This is a genomic window from Helicobacter monodelphidis (assembly GCF_003288845.1).
In the GTDB taxonomy this organism is placed as follows: domain Bacteria; phylum Campylobacterota; class Campylobacteria; order Campylobacterales; family Helicobacteraceae; genus NHYN01.
In genome coordinates this window covers 1-13384 of the sequence record NZ_NHYN01000028.1, presented here as the reverse complement: position 1 = coordinate 13384, position 13384 = coordinate 1, and the positions used below count along the sequence as shown (strand labels likewise).

The following is a 13384-nucleotide window of genomic DNA, read 5'->3' as shown; positions in this document are numbered from 1 at the left end:
AATAGATAGAGATACATACATTTGAATACCAGAATCCCCCACAATTCTAGTATAAATCACTTTGTTAAGGAGAAACTAAGTGGGGGAATACTACAATCTTTGGCGTATATTTAGTTTATGAGCTTAAAGAGCTGGATAATCTCTTTAAGCAACTTTAGAATGACTATAATAAATTCTAAAGCCTTTTTCATCTTTAACCTCCTTTCTATACTAGAATTGCATAAAAAGAAAGCCACTCCTTAACATTGATGATTATACCTCTAATATTCTAAGAGTTATATTGTGTACCATAGCTAGTGAGTCCACATTTAGCTACATGCACTTAAGTTGAAATCACTATAACATTAAAGTTAGGAATGGATAGCAAAATATTTTGCCTTTGTATGTGGTGCGATAATTGCACATGTGCTACCCTCTGGATGCATCATAAATTCTGCATTCAATGTTGCACCAAACTCCTCTGGCTTAAGAATCTCAAACAAATGGCGATTTTGTGATAAATCTGGACAAGCGGGATAACCAAAAGAGTAACGACATCCACGCACCCCTAATTCTTCTTTAACCCTCATATGCACAAATTCAGCTAACGCCTCCGCAAGCTCTGTTTCTAACGCATACAACAGATGATATTTTTGAAAATCACCTTGCTGGTGAAGTTTCTCCTCAAATTGACTAAAACGCAACCCACTTGAAACAAAGCTTAACGCAACAACTCCGCCTGCTGTATCTTTTTTTGGAAAATAATCCGCAATACAACGATATTCCTCTTTTGTTTGCCTTTCAAAGCTAAAAACAATTTCTCTTTGATTATCTTGCACTCTTAATTCTTCATTGATTGCATAGCAAGGGTAATAGCCATAAATAACAATAGGGGAAAAAAGATACTCATCTTTAATTAATTTTATGAGTTCATTATAAACTGGCATAATTTTTTCTTGCTTTAATTGTATATATTCTTCTTTTTTCATACCTTTTTTTTTGAATCCAAATCGTGTTTTAAAAAGATAATCTATATTTAAATATTTACAACATTCCTCCAAACTTATACCTAAAAACCCTTGTTCTCCCTGTGCATTCCGCCCATCTGCAAGGATTTTTCTACCCCAAAAAGGTGGCGTATACAATTCAGATTCTAGCGGTAGAGATTTTTTGCGTAAGTTTTCTACTGACTCTGTAGGTTGTATTTTTTTATTTTGCTTTAATTTTAATTCAGCTTTAGCTTGCCTTTCGCTCGGAAGTCTCTTATCGCTAAAATCCTGGCTTTCAATCATCTCCATTAATGCCATCGAATCAAACGCATCACGACAATAATACACATCGCCTTTATAAATCGGGCTACAATGCTCCTTAACAAATTCTCGATTTAAGGCAGCTCCTCCAAGCATAACGGGGCAATTAATCCCAGCCTTATTCAAAGCCTCTAAATTCTCTTTCATAATTAAGGTTGATTTTACTAAAAGCCCACTCATTCCGATACAATCTGCTTTATGCTCCTTGTAAGCCTCAATAAATTTACTAATATCTGCTTTAATGCCGATATTAATAACCTTAAATCCATTGTTAGAAAGGATAATATCCACGAGATTTTTACCCACATCATGCACATCACCCTTAACCGTGCCTAAAATCAGTGTAACTTGCTGTTTTTTCTGGCTTTTGGGTAAAAAATCATTGAGATAATCGACACTTGCCTTCATCACTTCTGCACTTTGCAAGACAAAAGGAAGTTGCATTTCTCCATTACCAAATCGTTCTCCAACAATTTTCATTGCTGAAATTAATATTTCATTTATTATTTTTTCAGGTGGTATAGACTCTTTTGCGGAAGGTAAAAGTTTAAACATTGCCTCTCTATCACCATCAATCAAGTATTTGATAATTCTTTCTTTATCACTCAAATGCGAATCATCACTATTTTGAATTGCCAAGCTTTTTTGCGTACTAAAATGCTCAATCAGAGTATAAAGCGGTTCAGCAGTTTTTTGTGTATTAAAGATAAGATTTTCACAAATTTTTTTATCCTCATTGCTCATTTTAGAATAAGGAATAATATGTGCAACATTAACAATAGCACTACTCAAACCATTTGAAATAGCGTGGTAAAGAAAGATAGAATTTAGAAAAATCCGTGCCTCTTTACCCAAACCAAAGGAAATATTTGAAAGCCCAATTGTACTTCCTGCTTTTGGATAGAGTCGCTTTAATTCCTTAATGGCTTTTAGGGTATCCTCTCCTGCACTGAAATATTCCTCATCACCACTGCCAATCGTGAATGTAAGGGGGTCAAAAATGATATCTTCCTCACGCAGATGATGCACACTCAACGCCCTCTCTAACATACGTTGTGCAATTTGCACCTTGCGTTCAAAACTCTTTGCCATGCCTTCCTCATCAATACAAAGACAAACAAGTACTGCACCAAATCGCTTTGCTAAAGCAGCAATTTTATCAAATTTTTCAATCCCATCTTCAAGATTTGCTGAATTAATCATACAACGTCCACCAATACATTTTAATGCGACTTCTAATGTCGCAACTTGAGTGGAATCAGGCATAAGAGGAATAGCAATCTTTTGATTATAACGATGTATAACTTCTAACATATCCGCCCGTTCATCTCGTCCAGCGAATGCAACACTTACATCTAGGGCATGGGCTTGTTTCTTCACTTGTTCCATTCCTACACTCAAAGCTTTTTCATAATCATTAGCAAGAAGAATTTCGCGAAATGCCTTAGAACCTGTTGCGTTAGAACGTTCACCAATCAAAAGCGGGGCAGGTTTTTGCTCTAATTCTATATGCGAAAATAAGGAGGCAATGGCTTTTGGAGTAGACTTTTTATGAGGTTTTGGAGTCTTGTTTCCTACAGATTCAATCAATTTTTTGAGATGTAAAGGAGTAGTTCCGCAACAACCACCAATAAAATGCACACCTGCTATATCACAAAAACTTGCTTCTATACGACTAAATTCTTCTGCATTCATAGGATAATAGGTTTGTCCACCACGATTCTCTGGAAGTCCAGCATTTGCGTGAATAGAGATTCTAAATGGGCTATATTCGCTTAACTCTTTTAGATAGGTTTGGGCAAGATCTGGACCCAAACCGCAGTTAATCCCCAAACTAAAAAGCGGAAATGGCTCTAAAATTACAGCTAAAGTTTTAATGTCTGTTCCAATTAGCATTGTACCGGTTGTTTCAATTGTTACAGAAACCATTAAGGGAATATGGGGTGCTATATCTAACGCGGCGTGAATAGCAGCTTTTAGCTGAAGGGGGTCTTGTGCAGTTTCAAACAAAATAATATCTGGTTGTGCTTGCATTCCCCCTTTTATCGCCCGAACATAACCATCATACATTGTATCATAGTCAATATGTCCTAAAGAAGGGAGCTTTGTTCCGGGTCCTAAGGCAAATGCAACAAAGCATTGTCGTTGATAATCTTGCATATGCTGCTTGCATGCCTCCTTTGCAATTTGCACCCCTGCACACGCAATTTCCTCTGTTGCATCTTGTAAATCATACTCAGATAATACCCATGGAATAGCACCAAAAGTATTTGTTTTGAGAATATCCACACCTGCTTTTAAGTAGGAGGTATGAATCTCTTGAATAATTTCTTTTTTAGAGAAATTTAAAATTTCACTGCAACCTACTTTATCCCGCCAATCTATGTCCGAAAGCGAATATTTCTGAATTTCCGTCCCCATCGCCCCTTCAAAAAATAAAATTCTTTCATTTGCTAAATTAGACAAGTGTTGCATTACATTCTCCAGATTTTTATAGTTAAGGCATATTATAGCAAAGAAATGCCATAATCGAAACTCTTATTTTTTGATTCTAAGGGCATAATTATGAATTTTACTCATCTTGTAAAGAAAAGATATTTTTTTGTTTTTTTATTATTTGAAGTAAGCCTTGTTGCTATTCCACCTACTCCGATTCGTTTACAATCTCAAAAAAATGTTAATCCCGCCATATATGGAGGACTTGAAAAACATTATATTCCACCAGCCGAGAAAAAACAAGAAGGAAGTTTAATATATAATGCTGAACGACTCAAGAATTCTCAAGCAATGAGCTTATACGAATTCTTACAACAAAATACCAACCTTGTTGCGTCCCCCAGCTATGGCAATCCCTTTGCATTCCGATTTTCCATGCGTGGGTTTGGTGAGAATGGCTACCAAAATATTGCAGTAGTGATTGATTCTGTACGTTATGAAAATATTGATATGAGCGTACCAATCTTAAGCCTTATTCCTATTGAGGCAATTGAACGAATTGAAATTTTGAAGAATCGTGGGATTGTAGAGTATGGCGATGGGGCGAGTGGTGGGGTAATTATTATCAATACAAAAAAACAACAAGGTGGCCTAATCAACCTTGCTTATGGAAGTTATCAAACTTACGATGGACGTGTTTATGGACGCTATATCGGAAATGGATTTAATGTGGGTGCTTTTGGGCAAGGGTTTATGAGCGATGGTAATCGAAAAATTCTTGATAACGGGATTGAAAAAACTGATGAAAAGCAAAATGTTAATGGTGGCTTAAATCTGATTGTAACGCCTGATGATTCTGTTGAAATGCGTGCAGGCTTAAATTATGGGAAATTTGATGTAAAGTATCCTGGAGCGATCAGCTTTGAACAATTTGAGCAAAACCCCGCTTCAGTAGCTACAAGCTTTAATCATCAAATCTATGATGCCCTAAGGGCAAACGCTGGTTTTAGCTATCACTTTACCCCAAATTTTAAGGCAAATGTAGATTATCATTTTCAACAAGCCAATAGTGAATATTTGGGACAAAGCCCAAGTGTATCTGAATATAACACACATACTGGACGCATAAATGTGGATTATGTTGGGGAGAATTTATATTTTTTGGCTGGACTGGACTACAAAAATCGTTTAAGACAAGATGATTCACAATTTAGTCAAGATTTGTTGCATAAGGATTCTTTAAGTTATTATGCTTTAATGCACTATCATTTTTTGGATATCCACAAAATTGAGTTGGGAGGGAGATACGAACAAGTACAATATAGCAGAGAAGCTACCATGTCAACCAATATTGTTGATGAACATAAGCAAAGTTTAAGCGGTTTTGAGGCTGGTTATGTGTTATCTCCTATCAGTCAACTTGATATTTCGTTGCACTATATGCGTGCGTATCAAGCTCCCGATGTGGATAGGTTTTTTCGCTTTGGCGGGGGTTTTAATGAGTTTATCGACACACAAACGAGCAATTCTTATGAACTGGCTATCACTTGGACACCTCGTCAATTCACATTGAATGGAAATTTATTTTGGATTGATTTAGATAAAGAAATTTATTATAATCCCGTTACTTTCATTAATAGCAATCTTGATAAAAGTAACAAGAAAGGTGCGGAAGTCAGTATAGCTTATCACCTAAATAGTGAATTTAGCACGGGTGTAGAATATGCATACACTTTAGCAGATTTTGAATATAATGAGAATGGCAATATTGTGAATAAAACATTACCGGGCGTATCAACACATCTCACAAGTCTTTTCTTAAATTATCGTCCAATTTCCCCCATTCTTATTTCAGCAAGTTATAAGCTGGGTTCTAGCCCTTACGCTTATGAGGATTTTAGTAATACAACTAAAAAGCAACCACCTTATCAAAATTTGGATTTGACTCTTAGTTATCGCTTAAATGAGTTTGAAATTTATGCTTATGGACGCAATTTACTCGGACATAAAAATGCAATAATGGTGCGAGAAGATGCCTATTATCCCTATGACTTTGAAAGAAGTTTTGGTGGCGGACTAAAATTTTCTTTTTAGTGAGCGGTAAATTTTATGTTGCTAAACAAACATTAGAAAACACTACAACTGATAAGACAGGATTATTATGTGCTAAAATTAGATATAATATGAGTGGTAGTTTCTGTGTTTTTGTAGTTGGAATACTTTCAAGAACTTAAATTAAATTCTTGCAATAGTGAAGGTATCTTGAGTAATCATTTTATGCTTTAAACAAATAAAAATGCCTTCATTGTAGCCTCTGCCATAAAACAAGAAAGCCAAACCTCATCATTAAACAATTTTTAATTATTAAGAAGGAGAATAATGCGTTATATTTATTTAGGATTCATTTTTGCTATATTTATTTTTATCTATCTCTTTTATGAGGGCTATTTAGTTGCACTTTTGGTGCTTGCATTTATGGTGCTATTTCATGAATGGGGGCATTTTCTTGCTGCTCGTTTGTGTGGCGTACGCGTAGAGGTATTTAGTGTTGGTTTTGGTAAAAAAGAATGGTGTCTAGCAACATTTCAACGGAGACAGACAGAATATCGCCTTGCCCCGATTTTACTGGGCGGTTATGTTAAGATGTTAGGCCAGGACGATTTAGATCCAAAAAAAATTGATTCTTCGCCGGATAGCTATACTTCCCAACCGCCCCATAAACGCATTTTTATTCTCTTTGCAGGTCCTTTTGCTAATTTATTGCTTGGTTTCCTTGCTCTTGTTGCAGTTTATAGTATCGGCAGGGAGGAATTAGCACCGATTATTGCATCACCAAAGCCAGAGACTCCTGCTTTTAAGGCAGGATTGCAAATGGGTGACGAAATTTTAGCAATTAATGGAATTGAGGTAAAAAGCTGGGAAGAGATGAGTCAGATTATTCAAAAGCAAGAACAGACACAAATCGATTTAACGCTTTTAAGAACAGGGGTAGAGATTCAAAAACAGGTCAACTTGGAATTTCAAACACTCCCAAATCTTTTTAAAGAGCCGACTCCTCGATTAGTTCTTGGTGTAACTCCACTCCCATTTACAGCAATAAAAGCACCAAAACTAGGTAGTCCCGCACAAATATTAGGCTTGCAAAAAAATGATATTATCACAGCTATCAATAAACAAAAAGTGTATAATTTTGAACAAATTGCATCTATCATAAGCAAGGAAGAGAATAAAAATAAATTATTTACGATTGATTTAATGCGACAAGATAGAGAAATAAGCTTAGAATCCAAAATAGACAATCTCTCAACATTCGGAATTCAGCCTTTAGCTCAATCTATCCGCATTAATAATTATGGTCTTTTAGGCAGTATTCAAAAGGGTTTTGATGAAAGCTTGAAAATGTCATCTCTTATGCTTGTTGGGCTTGAAAAATTAATTGTTGGCATTGTCCCAACCAGTGAAGTAGGTGGTGTTGTGATGATTATGCAAATCACATCAACTGCAGCTGAAAGTAGTCTTGTTGCTCTCTTAAGTATCGCCGCCTTGATTTCATTAAACTTAGGAATTATTAATTTATTGCCCATTCCTATGCTTGATGGCGGACACATTCTCTTCAATCTCTATGAATTAATTTTTAGACGTGCTTTGAGTCAAGAAGTATTATATCGCTTTACACTAGTTGGGGCGGCTATTGTGATGGGATTAATGATGCTTGGGCTTTATAATGATGTGAATCGTATCTTACAATAGCTATAACCGCGACAAAAGAAGCCCTCTTATAGATTCTAGTATGGTTTTTAGTGATGGTGAGTGGGGCATATCTATAGCCCCATTGTACAAGGTTTAAAGTTACCTGAAGCAAAATGTGCAGGGTTAAATCTAGCTAAATTAAGCAAAACTAAAATGCTTAATCAAGTCTCCATGATGGGCTTTTGCAACATCTGGATGGGAACGAATCATTCTTTTAAAATAATTTTCTGCCACATTTCTTAGTAACGGATTTTTTGGGTCAGTATCAACACCCAAAGCTTTATCCGCAAATTTTGGATTTAACTTAAAAATCGGAACATCTTTATCGAGCTGAATACCTAAAAAATAGGCTGTGGAATACCGCTCTACCTGCCCTAAATTTACACGATGAATAGTTGCTTTCAGATAGCCATTTGTCGCCATTTCCAAAAATTCACCAATATTAACAACTACACTACCTTCAAGAGGTAGGACATCAATCCATTCCCCATCAACAAGGGCTTGTAAGCCTGATTGTTGGTCTTGTAACACAAAAGTGATTAAGCCACCATCCTTATGAGAACCAACCCCCTGTCTTTCGCCATGAGAAGCTGCTTTGTAGCGAAGTAGCTTACAATGCTCATAAGAATTTCGCCCATATAACTGCTCAAACGCATCTTGAGGGAGTTCTAATGCTTCTGCAAAAGCTCTTAATAATTTCAAACAAGCCTTTTGGGTTTGATAATGCCATTGAAGAAAAACATTTTTAAGTTCAGGCAATTCTTCTGGCCATAAATTTGGTCCTTCCAATCTCTGCCATAAGGGCGACTCCTGATTCCACTCTAAAGCTTCCCGTTCTGTACCTATATCAATTTGCTCTCTATAGTCCTTACCGCCATCTGTATACTCTCCACCTTCGCCAGAATAGCCACGAAATTGTGGCGAATGAATCATTGAAATTTTATCTTTTTCTTTTTGGGGAAGTGCAAAAAATTCTTTACTTAAAGATTGAAGTTTTTTGCATAAATCAAGGTTAATTCCATGCCCCACTAGATAAAAAAAGCCAACCTGTGAAGTTGCATTCCTAAGCTTTTCAAGAAACTCTTCCTTGTTTGTTTCAAACTCGTTTAGATTTAAGATAGGTAACTGCATTATTTTCCTTTCAAATTAATATTGTAAAATAAGTAATGATAATGAAAGAAAATGAAAGTAAGAAGATAAAGGGAGATTACTTATATTTGCTTCCTTCTCATAACCTTAACTAAGCCTTTGGAAACAAACATTGTTAACCAAAGGAGACCTATAAGCTGTATTCTAGGCACATATGCATCATTTTTAATCCTTTATCTCAAAGTATAGAATGTAGAATTCTATAAAAATATTTATTAATTATTGCTTAAATATAGGGACATACTGCCAAATAATTCATCTACAATTATTCATTATTATTTTAATAATGAAACTATATAAATTATATTTTATGTATTTTATTATAAAGAAAAAAGTAAGCGGTAATATAAAGAATGATAAAAATAAATACATTAAGGCAGAGCATTATTGTTGAATGAGCAAAGTAAGTTGCATGGGCAATAAATGGAAGAACAATCATAACAATAGCAAATGTAGTTAACGCACTATTGTGAATGTAGCAGTAAAACAGAAGTGAATGCAAATGACGATTATCGGGTGTAAAAGGTGAAATTTTAAGTAAATATTTTTTACGGTAAATAGAAAAAAGAACCTCAAATACAGGATAAATCATTACAGCAAGTCCAAACCAAACACTGATATTGTGATGTCTTTGCGTTAACAAGATAAGCAAAAAAGCAATGACAAAGCCAATTGCATACGCACCGCCATCACCCAAAAATATATAACCCTTTGGAAAGTTAATAATAAAAAAACCTAGAATTGCCATAATAGCAATAGCAGAAATAGTATAAACTAATACATCTTGATATTGGTAGGCAAGGTAAAATATATGCCCAAGCACAAGCATTCCAATTCCTGCAGATAGCCCATGAAAACCATCAATAATATTCATTGCATTGACAACACCGACAACACAAAACACACTGAAAGGGATAGCAATAAATAATGGTAAAGTAAAAAAATAAAAACCAATATCCAATAGAAGTGCTTTGAGGGCATAAATACCAAGACAAACTGCCATACTTTGCATCACTAAGCGGATATGGGGGCTAATATTCCCATAAATATCTTCTAAAAATCCACTTAAAAAAGCAAGCAAAATTGCTATGTAGAAAAGTACTATATTTTCTTGAATTTCATCATAATAATAGGGGATAAAAATAATAAATGCTAAACCAAGACTAATGCCAATCCCACCTCCACGAGGTGCATCGTGCTGATGGACACGTTGGGGTTTTAAAGTTTCTGCTTTATCTATAAATATTCGGTAGTGATTTGATAATAAAAGGCTGACTCCTTGCAAAAATAATGAGAAGCAAAAAGCACTCAAACAAATAACCCAAAAATTGCTTTCTATGATAAGCATTAACCACCTTAAAAATAATATCAGATTCAATAAAAATAAATAATAGCATGGCAATATTCTAGCACATTTTTCTTTAAAGCTTAAAAATAATTTTTTCAAGTTATTGCTATATTTTTGATTTTTAATGATTTTTCAAACCAAATTGTTATATAATCCTAGTTTATTACCCTTGAAAAAGAGCTTTATTTTTGCTTTAATCGGCAGATCAAGGGATTATTTAAATATTGCAAGGAGACGAGTAAATGGAACAAACGCTTTCTATTATTAAGCCTGATGCCGTTAAAAAGGGTGTTGTAGGAAAGATTATTGATCGGTTTGAAAGCAATGGCTTAAGAATTGCTGCAATGAAAAAAATTTGGTTGAGTAAAGCAGACGCGAAGCAATTTTACATCATTCATAAGGACAGACCTTTTTATAATGAGCTTGTGAGCTTTATGGTAAGTGGACCTGTTGTTGTGATGGTACTAGAGGGTGATAATGCTGTGCTTAAAAATCGTGATTTAATGGGTGCGACAAATCCAAAGGAAGCCAAAGCTGGTACGATTCGTGCAGATTTTGCGGACAATATCGATGCAAATGCTGTGCATGGAAGCGATTCTTTAGAGAATGCAAAAATTGAAATTGCATTCTTTTTTGGAAAACGAGAAATCCACTAATCCCTTACGAATGCATTTTTAATAAATCTGTTTGCAAAGACTTATGAATATGAAAATTGAATTTAAAAAAATTTCTAAAACTCCTAAGTCTTTTGAGGTTGCACAGGAGAAAATGACACTCAAGGGACAATTGTGGCACAAGCAGGGTGCTTTATTTGAGTTGCAAGCGACTTTGTCAGGCGAGGTATTGCTCATTTGCGATCGTAGTGGTGAAGAATATATCAGAGGTGTCGATGAAGAGGTACATTTCTTTATTTCTGACGGGCTGTTTGCCCCCAAAGAGGGTGAAGAGATGTTAGAGGTGGTTGAGTTTTTTGAAGGATTTGTAGATATAAGCTCCATTTTAGAAGGAGAAATAGAATTAATCCGAGCAGAATATCATGTAAATGATGAGTAAAATACTAAATTAAATAAGGAGTTTAACGATGGCTGTACCAAAGAGAAGAGTAAGTAAGACAAGGGCTGCAAAGCGCAGAACGCATTATAAGGTTACTTTAGCAACACCAATCAAGGACAAAGATGGAACATGGAGAATGCCCCATTGTGCAAATAAATACACACGAGAATATGGACAAAGATAATTAGACGATGAAAATAGCCGTTGATGTGATGGGGGGAGACTTTGGTGCCACCCCAATTATTGAAGGAACGATAGAAGCATTGAAGGAGGAGGATTTTAGCGCCATTTTGGTGGGTGATTCTTCTGTTATTGAGTCCAAAATTCCGCTTTCTCTCAAAGATAGAGTTGAAGTTGTGCATTGTGTAGATTTTATTAAAATGGATGACCTTGCAACAAATGCAATTCGTCGCAAGGAGAGTTCCATTTTTGTTGCTACAGATATGTTAAAATCGGGTCAAGCTCACGCACTTGTTTCTGCTGGACATAGCGGTGCGACAATGAGTTTGGCAACCCTAAGAGTGGGTAGAATCGCTGGGGTGAGTCGTCCTGCTATTGGGGCAATTCTTCCGCGTATTGATGGCGGTGTCGTCTTGCTGTTAGATGCCGGGGCAAATGTGGATTGCAAACCAGAACACTTATACGAATTTGCTTTAATGGGTGATATCTACGCAAAAAGTATTTTAGGTTACAGTTCCCCAAAACTAGGCATTCTAAGTAATGGTGAAGAAGAATGTAAAGGCGATGAGCTATCCAAAGAAGCATACGCCTTACTTAGAGGACATCCTTCATTTATAGGCAATATAGAAGGAGACAATCTCTTTGATGGTAGTGTTGATGTTGTCATTTGCGATGGCTTTGTTGGCAATATCGTCCTTAAAACAAGTGAGGGTATTGCTGATGCGATTGTACATTTGTTAAAAAATTTTATTCAAGAATCTTCTGTCAGTAAGATGGGTGCTTTGCTGATGCGAGGTGTTTTTCGTAAACTTAAAAAAAGATTAGACTATGCAGAATATGGCGGTGCTCCGCTATTAGGTGTAGGTGGGAATGTAATTATCTGCCATGGCAAAAGCAATCCAAAAGCAATTCACAATGCCATCAAGCAAGCTATTTTGGCACATCAAAGACAGGTTAATAAAAAGATTGCTGAGGCTTTTGAAGGCAAGGAAGAATTAAAAAGCAACAAATGAAAGGAGTGGGTGTGGGAGAAAAAGTGTATGCGGCGTTGCGTTCGGTTGGAGCGTATACTCCTCAAAGATGCGTTAGCAATAAGGAGCTAGAAACGCAAATTGATACTTCTGATGAATGGATTACAAGGCGGACGGGTATCAAAACACGCTATTTTGCAACTGCAGAACAAAAATCGAGCGACTTAGGCATAGAAGCGGCAAAGGTCGCCTTGCAAAGGGCAAAAATGCTTCCGAGTGATATTGATCTTGTTATTGTTGGCACTCTTGCTCCGGATTTTATTGCTATGCCCTCCACTGCTTGTATTATTGCTTCGGCTTTAGGGATTCATGATCGTCCAGCATTCGATATTTCAGCCGCTTGTAGTGGGTTTATCTATCTTTTATCTGTTGCAAAAGCCTACATTGAATCAGGAATGGCTAAAAATATTTTGATTGTAGGTGCTGAAAAAGTAAGTTCTGTTCTTAATCCGCAAGATCGTGGTACTTATATACTTTTTGGTGATGGGGCTGGAGCTGCTATCATTTCTGCAACACAAGATAAAGAATTGTCGATTCTTAATGTGCATATTTCGGCTGATGGACAATATCAAGATTATCTAATGACTCCTAGATCTGAAATAAATAAAAAAGAAATAATGCAATGTATGAGTATGAAGGGTAATGAGGTTTTCAAAATTGCTGTACATAAATTAGCTGATGAAGTCAAACATATTCTTGAAGAATGCAATATGGGTCCTAAAGATATTCAGTACTTTGTGCCACACCAAGCAAACTATCGTATCATCAAAGCAGTGGGGGATTTGCTGAATTTTGATTCAAGTCAGATTGTTTTGACCGTCGATAAATTTGGTAATACTTCAGCTGCCTCTATTCCAATGGCAATCAATATGCTCTACGAGAATAACCAACTAAAAAGAGGTAGTAGGCTACTCTTGGATGCACTTGGTGGTGGGCTAACTTGGGGATCTGCGATTTTGCATTTTGATGGAGAATAGTTAAAATTTTCTTTGGTGCAAATTTCATTGATTGTTTTTTAAAATAAGTCTTTGTAAGTATATAACCTATATGTGAATCACCCACCCGCTAAAGCAGGTGGGCTTCTTGTTTCAACGATAGATAGCTAGTATCTAGTATATTTCCATAGTTTGATGCCCCGCTAGAGCTAT

At 35.9% G+C, this 13384-nt stretch carries 10 protein-coding genes; 7 read left to right on the top strand and 3 right to left on the bottom strand.

Annotated elements, in window-relative coordinates; all coding sequences use genetic code 11:
• Nucleotides 1–350 precede the first annotated feature (350 nt).
• The gene (locus CCZ01_RS09100) at nucleotides 351–3764 is read right to left on the bottom strand and encodes a methionine synthase (protein WP_112052906.1); all 3414 of its coding nucleotides are present in this window, start codon (nucleotides 3762–3764) and stop codon (nucleotides 351–353) included.
• A gap of 90 nt (nucleotides 3765–3854) precedes the next feature.
• Between CCZ01_RS09100 and CCZ01_RS09095 the strand changes: the two genes are divergently transcribed.
• Together CCZ01_RS09095 and rseP are read left to right on the top strand one after the other, a co-directional pair.
• The gene (locus CCZ01_RS09095; protein ID WP_112052905.1) at nucleotides 3855–5819 is read left to right on the top strand and encodes a TonB-dependent receptor; all 1965 of its coding nucleotides are present in this window, start codon (nucleotides 3855–3857) and stop codon (nucleotides 5817–5819) included.
• 285 nt (nucleotides 5820–6104) lie between these two features.
• Nucleotides 6105–7475, top strand: coding sequence for an RIP metalloprotease RseP (gene rseP, locus CCZ01_RS09090; RefSeq protein ID WP_112052904.1), 1371 nt, complete (start codon nucleotides 6105–6107; stop codon nucleotides 7473–7475).
• Nucleotides 7476–7613: 138 nt separating this feature from the next.
• On the opposite strand, the gene CCZ01_RS09085 is transcribed toward rseP, so the two are convergent.
• On the bottom strand, nucleotides 7614–8606 hold the full coding sequence (locus tag CCZ01_RS09085; RefSeq protein ID WP_112052903.1) for an isopenicillin N synthase family dioxygenase: 993 nt from the start codon (nucleotides 8604–8606) through the stop codon (nucleotides 7614–7616).
• A gap of 319 nt (nucleotides 8607–8925) precedes the next feature.
• Nucleotides 8926–9972 (bottom strand): glycosyltransferase family 4 protein, encoded by a 1047-nt coding sequence (locus tag CCZ01_RS09080; protein ID WP_112052902.1) that lies wholly within the window; start codon nucleotides 9970–9972, stop codon nucleotides 8926–8928.
• A 242-nt stretch (nucleotides 9973–10214) separates the two neighbouring features.
• On the opposite strand from CCZ01_RS09080, the gene ndk reads away from it, so the two are divergent.
• From ndk to CCZ01_RS09055, 5 genes are read left to right on the top strand one after another with little or no spacing between them, the layout of a single operon-like run.
• Entirely contained in the window at nucleotides 10215–10628 is a 414-nt protein-coding gene (gene ndk / locus CCZ01_RS09075; RefSeq protein WP_112052901.1) for a nucleoside-diphosphate kinase, read from the top strand.
• A 49-nt stretch (nucleotides 10629–10677) separates the two neighbouring features.
• Complete coding sequence (locus tag CCZ01_RS09070) at nucleotides 10678–11025, top strand: DUF177 domain-containing protein (protein ID WP_112052900.1); 348 nt, start codon at nucleotides 10678–10680, stop codon at nucleotides 11023–11025.
• A 28-nt stretch (nucleotides 11026–11053) separates the two neighbouring features.
• Nucleotides 11054–11209: a 50S ribosomal protein L32 gene (gene rpmF / locus CCZ01_RS09065; protein WP_112052899.1), complete on the top strand. Its 156-nt coding sequence runs from the start codon at nucleotides 11054–11056 to the stop codon at nucleotides 11207–11209.
• A 7-nt stretch (nucleotides 11210–11216) separates the two neighbouring features.
• Entirely contained in the window at nucleotides 11217–12218 is a 1002-nt protein-coding gene (gene plsX / locus CCZ01_RS09060) for a phosphate acyltransferase PlsX (protein WP_112052898.1), read from the top strand.
• Nucleotides 12215–13213: a beta-ketoacyl-ACP synthase III gene (locus CCZ01_RS09055; RefSeq protein WP_112052897.1), complete on the top strand. Its 999-nt coding sequence runs from the start codon at nucleotides 12215–12217 to the stop codon at nucleotides 13211–13213. Before plsX ends, CCZ01_RS09055 begins: the two co-directional genes overlap by 4 nt.
• The last annotated feature ends 171 nt before the right edge of the window (nucleotides 13214–13384 follow it).